The 15,018-nt window shown below is 66.0% G+C and carries 13 protein-coding genes and 1 tRNA gene; 11 read left to right on the top strand and 3 right to left on the bottom strand.

The genetic code is table 11. The annotated features are described in order from the left end of the window. The first annotated feature begins 1,271 nt into the window (after nt 1–1,271). From X566_RS05355 to X566_RS05300, 11 genes are all read left to right on the top strand, one after another. A complete protein-coding gene (locus X566_RS05355) occupies nt 1,272–1,904 on the top strand; it encodes a Maf-like protein (protein ID WP_034464148.1) in 633 nt (210 codons plus the stop codon). A gap of 117 nt (nt 1,905–2,021) precedes the next feature. Next, a complete protein-coding gene (gene yacG / locus X566_RS05350) occupies nt 2,022–2,213 on the top strand; it encodes a DNA gyrase inhibitor YacG (RefSeq protein WP_034467962.1) in 192 nt (63 codons plus the stop codon). A 151-nt stretch (nt 2,214–2,364) separates the two neighbouring features. Further along, nucleotides 2,365–3,363, top strand: coding sequence for a tripartite tricarboxylate transporter substrate binding protein (locus X566_RS05345; protein ID WP_160170449.1), 999 nt, complete (start codon nt 2,365–2,367; stop codon nt 3,361–3,363). 118 nt (nt 3,364–3,481) lie between these two features. After that, a complete protein-coding gene (locus X566_RS05340; RefSeq protein WP_034464147.1) occupies nt 3,482–4,465 on the top strand; it encodes a tripartite tricarboxylate transporter substrate binding protein in 984 nt (327 codons plus the stop codon). 204 nt (nt 4,466–4,669) lie between these two features. Further along, nucleotides 4,670–4,745, top strand: a tRNA-Phe gene (locus X566_RS05335). Nucleotides 4,746–5,601: 856 nt separating this feature from the next. Continuing rightward, nucleotides 5,602–6,822 (top strand): ABC transporter substrate-binding protein, encoded by a 1,221-nt coding sequence (locus tag X566_RS05325; protein ID WP_206538689.1) that lies wholly within the window; start codon nt 5,602–5,604, stop codon nt 6,820–6,822. Nucleotides 6,823–6,826: 4 nt separating this feature from the next. Next, nucleotides 6,827–7,585, top strand: coding sequence for an ABC transporter ATP-binding protein (locus X566_RS05320; RefSeq protein WP_034464138.1), 759 nt, complete (start codon nt 6,827–6,829; stop codon nt 7,583–7,585). Next, a complete protein-coding gene (locus tag X566_RS05315) occupies nt 7,582–8,313 on the top strand; it encodes an ABC transporter ATP-binding protein (RefSeq protein WP_034464135.1) in 732 nt (243 codons plus the stop codon). Before X566_RS05320 ends, X566_RS05315 begins: the two co-directional genes overlap by 4 nt. Continuing rightward, a complete protein-coding gene (locus X566_RS05310; protein ID WP_034464133.1) occupies nt 8,313–9,173 on the top strand; it encodes a branched-chain amino acid ABC transporter permease in 861 nt (286 codons plus the stop codon). Before X566_RS05315 ends, X566_RS05310 begins: the two co-directional genes overlap by 1 nt. Beyond that, on the top strand, nt 9,170–10,084 hold the full coding sequence (locus tag X566_RS05305; protein WP_034464130.1) for a branched-chain amino acid ABC transporter permease: 915 nt from the start codon (nt 9,170–9,172) through the stop codon (nt 10,082–10,084). Before X566_RS05310 ends, X566_RS05305 begins: the two co-directional genes overlap by 4 nt. Before the next feature lie 18 nt (nt 10,085–10,102). Beyond that, nucleotides 10,103–10,627: a carboxymuconolactone decarboxylase family protein gene (locus X566_RS05300; RefSeq protein ID WP_034464128.1), complete on the top strand. Its 525-nt coding sequence runs from the start codon at nt 10,103–10,105 to the stop codon at nt 10,625–10,627. Between the two features lie 27 nt (nt 10,628–10,654). Here X566_RS05300 and X566_RS05295 read toward each other — a convergent pair whose 3' ends face one another. The 3 genes from X566_RS05295 to X566_RS05280 form a co-directional block, all read right to left on the bottom strand. Beyond that, nucleotides 10,655–12,028, bottom strand: coding sequence for an LLM class flavin-dependent oxidoreductase (locus X566_RS05295; RefSeq protein ID WP_034464126.1), 1,374 nt, complete (start codon nt 12,026–12,028; stop codon nt 10,655–10,657). 213 nt (nt 12,029–12,241) lie between these two features. Further along, nucleotides 12,242–12,439 (bottom strand): hypothetical protein, encoded by a 198-nt coding sequence (locus tag X566_RS05290; RefSeq protein WP_034464125.1) that lies wholly within the window; start codon nt 12,437–12,439, stop codon nt 12,242–12,244. Nucleotides 12,440–12,800: 361 nt separating this feature from the next. Then, nucleotides 12,801–15,017, bottom strand: a complete 2,217-nt coding sequence (locus X566_RS05280) for a xanthine dehydrogenase family protein molybdopterin-binding subunit (RefSeq protein ID WP_034464120.1) — start codon at nt 15,015–15,017, stop codon at nt 12,801–12,803. Nucleotide 15,018: the final 1 nt, after the last annotated feature.

Below are 15,018 nucleotides of genomic sequence, written 5' to 3'. Positions count from 1 at the left end.
CCGACCCCGCCGCCGTCATTCCGGGGCGCGAGCAAAGCTCGCGAGCCCGGAATCCATAGCCCCGGTCTTGATGAGACCACAGACGCGCATGCCCTTCACACGCATCGCCTTCAGGCGCGTCTCAGCTTGTAGGTCTCGAGCAAAGCAACGGCGCGCGATGTTTCCTTCTCGCGGAGAGAGGCAACAGACACAGCAGGCCATCACGGGCACAGGGGATATGGATTCCGGGCTCGCGCTACGCGCGCCCCGGAATGACGACAAATGTGTTGATGCGCCCACCGAGCTTGCTGCCGTTGTTTCGAACTCGTGGGTTTCGCTCGCGCCCCGGAATGACGGCCGGGTTGTCGACAGGCCGCGTCACCAGTTGCTACTCCTCATCCTCATCCTGAGGAGCGCGGCACGCGTCTCGAAGGATGAGGCCCGTGGGGCAAACGCATGGGACCTCAGCAGCGCCTCGGCGTGCGTGCCGCCACGAGTGGTTTGTTTGCCGAGCGACTTGACATTATTCCTAAGTAGGATGATATTCCGAGCATCCCGCTCACCGAGGGGCGCTGTTGAGAGGCGTCTTGAAAGCGGAGCGGGATGCGGCGCCTGCGCCTCCGGTCACGCAGCCGGAGTCCCGGGAGGCTGAGGTTGCCCCGTCCGCCGCCACTATGGGCGGATGCCGCTTGCGGCGTGGGACGGAGCGGTCCAACGGCGGCGAAAGCCGCCGGAGCGCTGAACGTGTTCGCGCGAGCCCTGACCGGCCGCGCAGCGCGCGATGCGTCTCCCGCTCCCGAACAGCACGGGTCCTCGGCATCTCAAACGCCGCAAGCGGACGGGTGAGCGCGGCCGCGCCAGCCTGTCTGCGGTGGAGCGCCGCAAGGCGTTGCGCCGTCCGGCCACCGGTCCTCGCAAGGCCGGCGTCCAGATGGCGAGACTAAATCACGGTTGCGCCTTGCGGCGCTCCGCACCCCTCGTCTGTCGCGAGGGGCATGCCCCCGCGGACCTCGCGGGCAAAAGATTGCGGCGCACCCCGCGCCGACCAAACAACAGGGGCGATGGCGCGCGCCACGTTGACAGTGCCACCGCGCGCCGCGTTTTGCGCAGCACCGCCTGCCAGATACCGCCTGCCAAACGTCGTCTGCCGGCCACCCAGCCGTGCACCCGAGGAGGTCCCCACAAAGCCGCATAAGACGCTTCATAAATCGCCGCAATTTGTGTATCGCATCCCTAAACCTGTTCCGCTCCTTCCGCTTGCCGGACTTCAGCACCAGAGCCTTGATCCCTGCATGATTGGCCGTCCCAAACTCGTTCTCGCCTCCGGTTCGCCGCGCAGGCTCGCGCTGCTCAACCAGGCCGGCATCGAGCCCGATGCGCTGCGCCCGGCAGAGGTCGACGAGACGCCGATCCGCGGCGAGCTGCCGCGCGCCTGCGCCACGCGGCTTGCGCGGGCGAAGGCGGAGGCGGCGCTGCGCAACGTCAAGCTCGACGGCGAGCTGCGCGGGGCCTTCATCCTCGCCGCCGACACGGTGGTTGCGGTCGGCCGGCGCATCCTGCCGAAGGCGGAACTGGTGAACGAGGCCGAGCAGTGCCTGCGGCTGCTGTCGGGGCGCAACCATCGCGTCTACACCGGCATCTGCATCGTCACGCCGAAGGAGAGCTTCCGCCAGCGGCTGATCGAAACGCGGGTGCGCTTCAAGCGGCTGACCAACGAGGACATCCAGGGCTACATCGGCTCGGGGGAATGGCGCGGCAAGGCGGGCGGTTACGCGGTGCAGGGCATCGCCGGATCATTCGTGGTGAAGCTGGTCGGCTCCTACACCAACGTTGTCGGCCTGCCGCTCTACGAAAGCGTGACGCTGCTCGGCGGCGAGGGCTATCCGATCCGGTTCGGCTGGCTCAATGCGGGCGGGGGCCTGTGAGGCCGGCTGCATGGTCGGGGCGCGTTGCCGTGAAACCGGGTGGCGGATCGATGGTTATCGATGCGCGTCCCGGGTTCGCGGGGCTGCGGCAGAATGCGTCATCCGGATCGGGAGGTGATGATGGCAGATCAGGCCACGCCACGCGGCAAGCGCTGTCCGATCTGCGGCAAGCCTGCAGTGACGGCGTTCCGGCCGTTCTGTTCGGATCGCTGCAAGGACATCGACCTGCATCGCTGGCTTGCTGGCGCTTACGCGATTCCGGCCGCGAGCGACGACGAGGACGAGGACGGCAAGTCGTCCGGCGGTTGAGCGCGCTGCACGCGCCGATGCGGCGGTGCGGGATGGTGCGTGTTCCGCGAGCTCCGCAAGCATTGATTTTTCGCGCGCCCTCGGCAAAAATTTTTCGCAACAGACCTGAACAATCAGGCGTGGCACGTCGCGTGCCGGCGAGGACATGCCCATGATCAACCGTTTCATGATCAACCGCCGAACCGTTTTGGGTGCGGTCGCGTCACTGGCCGCGCCGGCGCTGCTGCCGCGGCGCGCTGATGCGGGCGCCTGGCCGTCGAAGCCGGTGCGCATCGTCGTTCCGTTCACCACCGGCGGCGCGACCGACCTGATCGCGCGCGTCATGGCCGCGCGACTGCAGGAAGTCTGGGGCCAGCCGGTCACGGTGCAGAACATTCCGGGCGCCGGCGGCAACGCCGCGGCTGAAGAGGTGGCGAAGTCTGCGCCCGACGGCTCGACGATTTTCATCGTCGGTCCGGGGCAGGCGATCAACAAGTTCATGTACGCGTCGTTGCGCTACGATCCGGTTGCCGACTTCGCGCCGGTGACGCAGCTGGTGGAGCAGCCGAACGTGATGGCCGTGCCGATCACGTCGCCGGTCCGCTCGGTGCAGGAGTTCATCGCCTACTGCAAGGCCAATCCGGGCCAGGTGCGGTACGCATCGGCGGGCGCGGGCACGACGTTGCATCTGTGCGGCGAATTGTTCAACCACATCACCGGCGTCCACATGCAGCATGTGCCGTATGCCGGCTCACAACCGGCGCTGAACGATTTTCTGCCTGGTGGCGTGATCGACGTCATCTTCGACAACGTCGTCTCGATCCTGCCGCAGGTGCTGACCGGCAACGCGCGCGGGCTCGCGGTGACGACGGCCAAGCGCATCGCGGTTGCGCCGAAGCTGCCGACGCTGATCGAGCAGGGCGTGCCGGGCTTCGATGTCGCGTCATGGTTCGCCTTCTTCGTGCCGGCGAAGACGCCGCCCGGCGTGGTGGACGCGATCTACAAGGATTCGATTGCCGCGCTCGCGCACGAGTCGGTTAAGCCGAAGCTGCAGCAGCTCGGCTGCGAGATCATCGGCTCGACGCCGCAGGCGCTCGGCGCCTATCTGAAATCGGAAATCGAGCGCTGGGGCCCGGTCATCATGGAGGCGCATATCCGGCTCGAGAACTGAGCGCCGCCTGCGCGCGGCCGAGAAGTTTCCAAGAAGATTTCAAAGACCCGATCAATCGGGCTGCGAATCATCATCAGCGCTGCGGTGGCATCGCGCAGCGAATTCGGGGAAACGTCCAATGCTCAATCGCCGTCACGTCATCGGTCTCACTGCGGCCTCGCTCGCCGCGCCCTCGGTTCTCGTCTCGCATGCGTTCGGCGCGGCCTGGCCGTCGAAGCCGGTACGGGTGATCGTGCCGTTTCCGCCGGGCGGCGCGACCGACGTGACCGCGCGGCTGGTCGGCAACCGGCTGCAGGAGGTTTGGGGCCAGGGCGTGGTGATCGAGAACAAGCCGGGCGCAGGCGGCAATATCGGGGCGGAAGCCGCCGCGCGCTCGGATCCGGACGGCTACACGCTGTTCATCGTCGGTCCGGGGCAGGCGACCAACAAATTCCTCTATCCGTCGCTGAGCTATGATCCAGTCGCAGACTTCGCGCCGGTGTCGCTATTGATCCTGCAGCCGAACATCATGTGCGTGCCGAATTCGTCGCCGGCGAAGTCGGTGCAGGAGTTCATCGCCCATTGCAAGGCCAATCCCGGCAAGGTCAGCTACGCCTCGTCCGGCAACGGCACCTCGCTGCATCTCGGCGGCGAACTGTTCAAGCGCCTGGCCAAGCTCGAGATGACTCACGTTCCCTATCGCGGCGCGGCGCCGGCGCTGAACGATCTGATTCCCGGCCGTGTCGATGTGATCTTCGACAACGCGCCCTCGATCCTGCCGCATGTGCAGTCCAACAGCGTGCGTGCGCTCGGGGCGACGACGGCGAAGCGGATTCCGGCGCTGCCGCAGTTGCCGACGATCGCCGAATCCGGCGTGCCGGGGTTCGATGTGGCGTCGTGGTTTGCCCTGTTCGTGCCTGTGAAGACGCCGAAGGACATCGTCGCCAAACTCAATGCCGACATCCGCGCGGCGCTGGAGCATCCGTCGGTGAAGCCGCGGCTGCTCGACCTCGGTGCGGAACCGGCGGGATCGACGCCTGAGGAACTGGCGCAGCACTTGAAGCGCGAGATGGACAAATGGGGGCCGGTGATCACCGAGGCGAAGATCCGAATCGAGAATTGAGCCCGCCCGGCCGTCTCGGCGGCGCATCCGGCGCGACGATTCTGTGGAGGCGCCGGGCGCGCTTTTTCCTCCGGGGAAAATCCGTCAATGACGACAAGGCCTTGGATGGATCGAGAAGGTTGCGTGGGACGGCTGGACAGCGCCGCGCGCTGCCCCTATAAACCGGCGCTCTCACCTTCCTTCGGCGCTCGCCGGAGGCCGGATGCCCAGGTAGCTCAGTTGGTAGAGCATGCGACTGAAAATCGCAGTGTCGGTGGTTCGATTCCGCCCCTGGGCACCATTCGTTAAGACCTCACGCACACATCCGTTGTCTGTCGACCTGCCTGCTGGCGGGCGCGGCCCATCGCGCCTTCGACGCCGATGATCCGGCCAGCGGTGATGCGCCGATCGTCTTCGTGCGATCGATCGGCAGGATCGTGGAATTGTCAGCGGCACGGGTTTGCGGTCTTGCCCCGACTTGGGCGCGCGATTGCGGCTCGCGGCATCGTGAGCTTTCCAACACCAATGCCGGCGCTGACGATCTCACGCGAACGCGGCGACACACCATCGCGTGCGGAGAGGCACCGGCGGCGTTTGCTGTGGCAGGGACCGGCGCGGCTGACCTGTGTCGTCCGTGACGCATTCGCCGCGCGCCGAGGCGTTCGCTGGATCGCTCGATCCATCGCTGAGCGAAAGCTGTCGATGGTCGGCTGCGAGCGATGAGATCGCCGCTCGTGTGAGCGGATCGGCGTCGAGCACGCTCATCGCCGGCGGATGCGCAATCTCGAGGCAGCAGGTTCTTTCGCGGCGACACGGCTTGCGAGATTGTCTTGCTATGGTGCAGATCTTCGATCTGCGGTGGTCTCCGGCACCACCGTCTGCGCAAGCGGAAAGCCGTGAAGCCGTCTCAGAGGAAAACATTTCCATCGGAGTGGATTTCGTGTAATTTTTTCTCTCCGTTGGTGGAGCTGGCAACCGAGAAAATCTTCTTTAGAAAGCTGTATTGACAAGCAGGGACGGCCGCGAGACGGCATTGCCGTGCGCCCGTCGAGGGCGTTTCCGAACAGGCCTTTGACCCCTTCAACGCGAGGCATGGACCGACATCTGCGGATCGCAGATGTTTCCCGTTTTGTCCGCGTCATGTCCTGGAGATGACCGTGCTGAAATCTTTCGTCCCGCGCCGTGCCCTGTTGGCCGCATCGCTCGCCATGGCCGCAGCGCTTGCGTGCCCCGCCATTGCCGCCGCGCAGGAGGGGCCGGTCCGCATCGGTTTGCTCGCGCCCTTGACCGGTACTGGCGGTCCATACGGGCAGGAAGAGGAGCAGGCCGCGCGCGCCGCGGTCAAGATCATCAACGATGCCGGCGGTGTGCTCGGCCGCAAGCTTGAGCTCGTCGTTGCCGACGATGAATCGCAGCCGACCGCGGGCGTCGCTGCTGCGCGCAAACTGATCGACGTGGACAAGGTGGTGTCGATCGGCGGCGTCTGGAGCAGTGCGGTGGCGCTCGCGATCAAGCCGATCGCGCTCGAAAGGGGCGTGCTGCTGAGCACGGTCGGCTCGGCCGACGAAATCACCGATGGCGACAACAAAAATCTGGTCTGGCGCTTCCAGACCAACGGCAAGAGCTGGGGCGAAGGCTTCAGCAAGGCGATGGTGAAGGACGGCGTGAAGTCGGCCTCGATCCTGGTGCTGCAGACGCCGTTTACCCAGAGCACCATCCAGCCGTTCCGCAAGGCCTTCACCGAAGCCGGCGGCAAGGTGCTGGACGAGGTGTCCTTCAATGCCGGTCAGCCCTCCTACCGCACCGAAGTCGAACGCGTCTTCGCCAAGAAGCCCGATGCCGTGTTCGTCGCCGCCTATATCAATGAGCTCAGCGCGATCGCCAAGGAGGCGTTCCGTTCCGGCTATGAGAGCAAGATCTACGCGTTCGGCAACGCCGCTGGCAGCAACGGCCAGTTCGTCAAGAATGTCGGCGCCAATGTCGCCGAGGGCGTGATCTGGACCCAGCAGGTCCCGGTCGGCAAGTCGGCCGCCTACAGCCGCTACCTGAAGGAGATCGGCAAGCCGGAGGGCACCATCATGACCTTCGGCGCGCAGGTGTTCGACCAGATCGTGCTCACAGCGCTCGCCATCGAGAAGGCGAAGAGCATCGATGCGACCAAGTTCGGCGGCGAATTTCCGTCGCTCGTGAATGGCGATGGCCCGTCGCTCGGCGATCCTGCCGAGGCGTTGAAGGCGCTGCGCGAGGGCAAGCCGTTCCGCTATTCCGGCGCGGCGTCGGACTTCCGTTTCGCCCAGAATGGCGACCAGACCAATCTGAGCTACGGTCACTTCGTCATCAAATCGGGCGAGAGCAAGCTGCTCGGCGAGATCCGCTGAGGCGATGCTCGAGGCCAACGACGTCAGCGTGGTTTACGAAGGCGGTTTCAAGGCGCTCGATGGTGCGTCGGTGAAACTCGCTGCCGGTGCGGTCACGGGCCTGATCGGCCCCAACGGCGCCGGCAAGTCGACGCTGTTCGGTGTGCTGGCCGGAGCCGTGCGGCCCGCCCAGGGTAATGTGCGCCTGGCCGGAGAAACGGTGACGCATCATGGCCCGGTGTGGCGGGCGCGCCGTGGGCTGGCGCGGACCTTCCAGCTCTCGCGCGAGCTCGCGAGTCTCTCCGTGCTGGAGAACGTTCTCGTCGCCGAGCCGCAGATGCGCGGTGAGCGGCTCGTGTCGCTGCTGCTGGCGCGCCGTGCCGTGAGACAGGAGGAGGAGGCGGCGCTGGAGAAGGCGCGCGCACTGCTCCAGCGTGTCGATCTGTGGAAGCTTGCGAATGCGCCGGCCGGCACGCTGTCCGGCGGGCAGAAGAAGCTGTTGGAGATCTGCCGGGCCTTGATGCTCGACCCGCGCATTGTGCTGATGGACGAGCCGAGCGCCGGCGTGAATCCGACGCGGATCGGTGAGATCGTCGCGTTCGTGCAGGCGTTGCGGCAGGAGGGAACGACCTTCGGTCTGGTCGAGCACAACATGGGCATGGTCCGCGCGCTCTGCGATCACGTCTATGTTCTCGCCGAGGGGCGGGTTCTGACCGAAGGCCGTTTCGACGAGGTCATCACCGACGCGCAAGTCGCTTCGGCCTATCTGGGCGCCCAGGCATGACCGCGCCCGCTGCTGGATTGGAGTTGCGCGAAGTGGTTGCCGGCTATGGCGGGCAGCCGATTCTGCACGGCGTCAGCCTCTCGGTGCAGCCGGGCGAGACTCTGGTGGTCGTCGGTCCGAATGGCTCCGGCAAATCGACGTTGATGAAGACGGCTGTCGGATTGCTGCGGCCGATGTCCGGCGCCGTGCGGCTTGGTGATGCCGACGTCACGGCGCTCGGCGCTCCGGCGCGCGCCGCGCGTGGCCTCGCCTACGTGCCGCAGGAAGCCAACGTGTTCCGCAACATGACCGTGCTGGAAAATCTGCACGTCGGTTACGAGTTCGTCGCGCCGGCGAAGGGGGCGGCCTTTGCCGAGCGGCTCGATGCGGTGCTCGCGCTCTTTCCCGAGATTCGCGTCAAGCTTCGCAGCACCGCGGGTCATCTCAGCGGCGGTCAGCGGCAGATGGTGGCGATGGCGGCGGCGCTGATGCCAGAGCCGACGGTGCTGGCGCTTGACGAGCCCTCGGCCGGACTGTCGCCGCGCAATGCCGAGTTGCTGTTCGAGGTCATCGGTCGCGTTGCTGCATCCGGCGTGACGATGCTGATCGTGGAGCAGAATACGCGGCTCGGTCTCGGCGCTGCCGATCACGGTGTCGTGCTGGTCAACGGCAATGTCCGCCTGGCTGCGCCTGCGGCGACGGTGCTCACCGATCCCGACATCCGCCGCCTCTATCTGGGGGGTGCCTGATGGGCCAGCTTCTCGTCAACGGCCTCGTCACGGGCCTGTTGCTCGCGCTCCCGGCGCTGGCGCTGTCGCTGACGTTCAGCGTGCTGCGCTTCGCCAATTACGCGATCGGCGCCTATCTCACCTGCGGGGCCTATCTCGTCTATGTCGGCAACGTGATGCTGGGCATGCCGCTCTGGTTGGCCGCGGCCGCCGGTGCGATGCTGTTCGCCGTGCTCGCGGTCGTGATCGACTGGCTGGTCTATCGTCCGCTGCGCGACCGCTCCGGGGTGACCCTGCTGGTGGCCTCGATGGGCGTCGCCATCGCGCTGGAGAACGTCATCCGCTTCTTCGCCGGCAATTCGCCGCGCGCCTATGATGTCGCCGTCGCCCGGCCGATCCGGATCGGCGACATCCGCCTCAATTACGAACAGCTGACCATCCTGATCGCGGTGATCGCCGCGCTCGCCATCGTCTGGATCGTGTTCCGCTTCACGCGGCTCGGCCGGATGATGCGCGCAGTGGCCGACAATCCGGATCTTGCCGCCGTGCGCGGCATCACGCGGTCACGGGTGGTCGCCTGTGTCTGGCTGATCTCGGGGACGCTGGTGGCGCTGTCCGGCGTCCTCGTCGGTCTCGACGCCAATGTCGAGCCGCAAATGGGCTGGACCTATCTGCTGCCGGTCTTCACGGCGGCGATCCTTGGCGGGATCGCCAATCCGATGGCGGCCGTCGCCGGCGCGTTGACGCTCGGCATCGCCGAGGAGCTGGCGACGCTGGTGATGCCGGTGCACTACCGGATGATCGTGACGTTTCTCGTGATGGTCGCGCTCCTGCTGTTGCGGCCGTGGGGTCTGTTCGGCACGCGCCAGGTGACGAAATGACGGTCTATCTGATTGCCACGCTCACGGTGGTCGCCATCGCCGCGCTCGTCGGCCTCGCGCTCAACCTGCAATGGGGCATGGGCGGGCTGGTGAACTTCGGCCTGTTCGGCTTCTACATGCTCGGCGCCTATATCGCCGGCCTGCTCACGGTGCAGGGCGTGCCGCCGCTGTTGGCGCTGGCTCTCGCCATGATCGGCGTCGCCGCGCTCAGCGCCGTGAGCGCGCTGATTTCGGTGCGGCTGTCGGAGGATTATCTCGCCATCGTCACGCTGGGGTTTGCCGAGTGCTTGCGGCTCGTCATCAGCTATGAGGGCTGGCTGACGCGCGGCATGCTGGGCGTGGCCGGCATCGAGCGGCCGTTCCAGGATTGGTGGCCGCGCGGCTTCGCCGACACTGGCTTTCTCATCCTGGCGCTGCTCGCGGTGCTTGCCGTCTATGCGGCGCTCCAGGGGCTGGCGCGTTCGCCGTTCGGTCGGCTGGTGCGCGCCACCCGCGACGATCCCGGCGTGGTCGAAGCGCTGGGCAAGTCGGTGCTCAATGTTCGCGTACGGGTGTTCGCGGTGGGCGGAGCCATTCTCGGCCTCGCCGGCGCATTGCATGCCTTCTACTACACCTATATCGATCCGACGCAGTTCGGGCCGATCATCACCGCCTACGGTTTCATGGCGGTGGTCGTCGGCGGCCGCGGCAGCAATCGCGGCGTTCTGGTCAGCGCCTTCACGCTGATCTTTCTGCTTGAGGGCAGCCGTTTCCTGATCGACTATGTCCCCGGCCTCGGCGCGTCCGAACTCGCCGCGATCCGCCTTTTCGTCGTTGGTGTCGGACTGATCGTGCTGCTGATCTTCAAGCCCGACGGCTTTGGCCGTGAGCCGCGCTCGGCGCTCGCAGACAAGTCATCCTCGCGTTTCTGATTATCCAGGAGTTTCATCATGGCTCGCGTCACCCTCCGCCGCAGGGACGATCTTCCGGAGCACCTCAAGCCGCTGTGGGATCGCATGACCGTGTACGGCCCGTTCGAAGGGCAGGCCGGCGCGATGGCCAACCGGCTGCCGATCTTCGAGCACATGTGGCGCCTCCTGACCCAGCTCGCCGACGACGGGGTGTTGCAGAAGCGCTATCTCGAACTTGCGATCGTCGCGACGTCGCTGGTCAATCAATGCGAGTTCTGCGTCGCCCAGCACTCGCCCAAGCTCGCAGTGGAGGGGATCTCGGCGGAGGGGGCCGCCAACCTGCTCGACTGGGAAAAGCATCCCGAACTGACCGAGGTCGATCGGCTGGTGGTGGAATATTCGATCGCCGTGACGGCGAACTGGAATCGGATTCGCGATGCCATGTTCGAGCGGCTGCGTGCGCATTTCAGCGAGGCACAGATCGTCGAGCTGACGTGGCGCATCGCGCTCTGCGGCGCATTCAACCGTTTCAACGACGTGCTGCAGGTCGAAGTCGACGTTTGAGCGCGGTCGGCGCTGTTGTGGCGTGCGTCAAGCCGGCTGCCGATACTGCGCCGCCGGGTGGCTCACCGGTAGCAGGGCCGCGGCGTTTGCAAACAGTTTCTCGCGCAGCGTGCCGTTGCGGTAGGCGGTCTTGTAGAGGCCGCGCGATTGCAGCTCCGGTACAACGAGATCGACGAACGCCGCGAGCGACTCGGGCGCGACCAGGCGGACGAGGTTGAAGCCGTCGATGTCGGTCTCGCGCGCCCAGTCGGCGAGTTCGTCGGCGACATCCTGCGGCGAGCCGACCACGAACGGCGCCCGCGCGCCGGCCGGGCTCAACGAGGCGAGATCGCCGATCCGCATCGGCACGTCGCTGCGCTTGGTCAGATTTTCCACCATCGACTGGATGGCGTTGCTCTCGACATATTGCAGCGCCTGGTCGGGCGCGAATTGCGAGAAATCGATGCCGGTCCAGCCCGACAACAGCGCCAGCTGGCCACGCTGATCGACATGACGGCTGTACTCCTCATGCAGGTCCCTGGCCTCGCCGCGGGTTGGCGCGACGATGATGTTGAGCCCTGCGAACAGCTTGATGTCGTCAGGCGCGCGTCCGAAATCCTTGGTTGCCAGGCGGATCGCCCGCACCGTCTCGGCCAGCATCGGCTTGGTCTGGCCGTTGAGGAAGATCGCTTCGGCGTGTTTCGCCGCGAAAGCGCGGCCGCGCTTCGATGCGCCGGCCTGATAGAGCAGGGGTGTTCGCTGCGGCGAAGGCTCGGACAGGTGGATGCCGTGGACGCGATAGTGCGGGCCGTCGTGATCGATCGCGCGCACCTTGGCCGGATCGGCGAACGTGCCGCTGATGCGGTCGCGTCGCACCGCGTCCTGGGCCCAGCTGCCTTCCCAGAGTTTATAGACGGCGGTCAGAAAATCGTCGGCGACGTCGTAGCGGTCGTCGTGGGCGCGGCTTGCGTCGAAGCCCATGCCGCGCGCGCCGCTTTCGAGATAGCCGGTCACGATGTTCCAGCCGATGCGCCCGCGCGTCAGATGGTCGAGCGTCGAGAACCGCCGCGCGAAGTGATAGGGGTGATCCAGCGTCAGATTGGCCGTGATGCCGAATCCAAGATGCTCGGTGACCAGCGCCATCGCCGAGACGACCAGTGTCGGGTCGGCATTGGGAATCTGGACGCCATGCCGGAGCGCGGTGTCGGCGCCGTCGCCGAACACGTCATAGACGCCGAACACGTCTGCGAGAAAGATGCCGTCGAGCAGCCCGCGTTCGGCCGTCTTCGCGAATTCGACCCAATAGTCCAGCGTGTTGTAGTTGATCGATGCATCGCGGGGATGGGACCACAACCCGGCCCAGTTGTGGCCTGGCGCGGTCATGTTGAACGCGTTGAAGCTGAGTTCTCGTTTCGAAGTCATCCGTTTCCGACGGTGTGAGGGACATCGGTCGCGCTGCGCGCACCGATGCCATAGCCCAACAGCCGGTCCTGAGGAAGCCTGCCGGGCGGGAAACGGAAACAGCTAGCGAGGAAGGCAATTCAGGGCTCGCGTCGGCAGAACGGGCATCCTGATATGCGCCGCGGGCTTCGAGCGTGGGAAGCTCGTAGGCAGGACTTTCTTGTTGCCGAGCGGCTAGCGCTCATCCGCTGACGGCTTCGCAGCGCCGACCCAGCGCTTCATCGCAGCATAGGTGCGGAACTTGGCGGCCTCGCGCAATGCGGATTGCCGTGCATCGCCGTCGGCGAAGGATTCGGCGCGCTGCTCCAGCCGCTTCACCTCGGCCTCGATCTGTTCGGCGGTTTGATATTCGACCTTCGGGCGTCGCTTCATAGGCGATCTCCTCTTAGTTCATGCCAGCGTCAGACGCACGCCTTCGACGCGGAGCTCCTCATATGCGGACGCCAGCATCGTGCGATCACCGGCGCGAGGCGTCCTTGTATCCCGGCGGATCGTTGCCGCGGTTCTCGCGGCTGACCTGTCGGGCGCGCTGCGCATCGATCGGCTGCTCCTGGCCCTTTTCGTCGCGGACGATGCCTTGACTTTGATCGGCTCGATCGCGATTGCGCGTGTCCGCTGCTTCCGAGCTCCCGCGGAAGGATTCGATGATGCGTCTGAAAAAGTTCTTTGCGGGCGCCATCGGCATCGCACCGGGTTGGAAGTATTCTTACGCCGCGGTCCATGCATCCATGCGTCAGACCAGCAGCTTTTCGATCCGCACCGGCAGCTTGCGAATGCGCACGCCGGTTGCGTGATAGACCGCGTTGGCAACGGCGGCCGCGGTGCCGACGTTGCCGAGTTCGCCAATGCCCTTGACGCCGACCGGGTTCACTGCATCGTCGGTCTCGGGCACCAGCAGCACGTCGATGTCCTGGATGTCGGCATTGACCGGAATCAGGTAGTCGGCCAGGTTGTCGTTGACGTAGCGGCCGAGCTTAGGATCGATCTCGGTCGCCTCGTGCAACGCCGATGCTATGCCCCAGATCATCGCGCCCATGTACTGGCTGCGCGCCGTGCGCGGATTGACGATGTGACCGGCGGCGAAGGCGCCGACCATGCGCGGCACACGGATTTCGCGCGTCAAGGCATGCACGCGCACTTCGACGAACTCGGCGCCAAGCGCATACATCAGCTTTTCGCCCTGGGAACCGCCGCCGAGGCTCGGTTTGCCTTCGTACAGCTTCTTGATCGCGTCCGCAGGTGCGCCCGGCGGAACGAACTCCGCGTATTCCTCGATCGCACCGACACCGAGCTTGCGGAAGCTCTCCTCGTACCAGTTGCTTCGTGCGGCCTGGCCGACGGTGACCGCCTCTGCTCCGGCGCCCGCGAGCTTGCCACGGATGGCATCGCAAGCCTTTGTGACGGCCGAGCAGGCGCTGGCGGTCGTATTCGATCCACCCGCGACCGGCGCAGGTGGCAGCTCGCTGTCGCCGAGCTCCACCTGGACCGCGGAGATCGGGATCGCCAGCCGCTCGGCAGCGGTCTGGGCAACGACTGTGTAGGCACCGGTGCCGAGATCATGGGCCGCGATCTGGACCAGCGCGTGCCCGTTCGCCTGCAGCTGCACCCGCGCGGCGGCGGCGCCCACATGGGTCGGATAACAGGCGCTGGCGCAGCCCCAGCCGACCAGCCAGTCGCCATCGCGCATCGAGCCCGGCTCCGCCGACCGCGCCGACCAGCCGAACCGTTCCGCCGCCTGATCGAAACAGGTCATCAACGAGCGGCTGGACCACGGCTTGCCGGTGGCATCGGTCATCGAATCGTTGATCCGGCGCAATTCGACCGGATCGAGCTTTAGTTCGATCGCGAGCTCGTCCATCGCGCTTTCCAGCGCGTAGATGTAAGGCACGACCGGCGGTGAACGCATGAAGCCGGGCGTGTTGCGGTCCGCATGCACCACCGAGACCCGCGTCTTGATCGCGCCGAACCCATAAAGGCGCGCGCTGTCCTCGGCACCCGAGACCGAATAGGGGTCCGGCCGCGATGTGATCTCCCATCCCTCATGGCTGAAGCTGACGATCTTGCCATCGCGCTGGGCGCCGATGCGGATGCGATGTTTGGTCTCCGCGCGATAGGTCTGCGCCGTGAAACCCTGGTCCCGCGTCATGACGAGCTTGACCGGCCGATTGAGGCGCCGCGCCGCCAGCGCGACCAGCGCCGTGCGCGGTGACTGCTGCGCCTTTGAGCCGAACGCGCCGCCGACGAACGGGCTGACGGCATGCACCCGCGCGGGATCGATGCCGAGCCGCTCGGCGGTGCGCGTCTTCAGCCCGTAAACAAACTGGCTCGGCTCGTAGACCACGAGCTTGTCGTCCTGCCAGACGCAGGTGGTGGTGAACAGTTCGATCGGATTGTGGTGCTGGGTCGGCGTTTCATACTCCAGGTCGAGCTTGACCTCGGCCGCCGCATAGGCGCCGTCAGCGTCGCCGGCTTGCGGCAGTCCTTCCTGCTCGGTGATGTCGTCGACGGTGACGCCAGGCGCGCCGAACGTTGCGCTCGGCGTCTCGCTCTCATATGCGGTCTCGATGCAGTAGGCGCCTTCGCGGGCTGCCTCGAAACTGTCCGCCACCACCATGGCGATGATCTGGCCATCGTGCCGAATGTCCGGTCCGAGGTCCTGAATGGACGTGGTCGGTCCGCCGCCACCCGCTTCATACTTGATCGATTTCAGATCGCCGGTGTTCTCGTGGGTGAGGATGTCCAGCACGCCGGGCACGGCCCGCGCGCGATCCAGTGTCATGGCGGCGATCCGGCCCTTGGCGATCGCGCTCGTCACCAGAAACGCGAACGCCGGCCGCGTCACCGGAAAATCCGAACCGTAGCGTGCGGCCCCCGTCACCTTCAGCCGGCCATCGACCCGCGGTTCGGGATTGCCCATGTTGTTCAGCGGAGCCGGAGCGGCGCGAGGCATG

This window comes from Afipia sp. P52-10 (genome assembly GCF_000516555.1).
Classification (GTDB): Bacteria; Pseudomonadota; Alphaproteobacteria; order Rhizobiales; family Xanthobacteraceae; genus P52-10.
The sequence above is the reverse complement of the archived record's forward strand: the minus strand, read 5'-3'. Positions and strand labels throughout refer to the sequence as shown.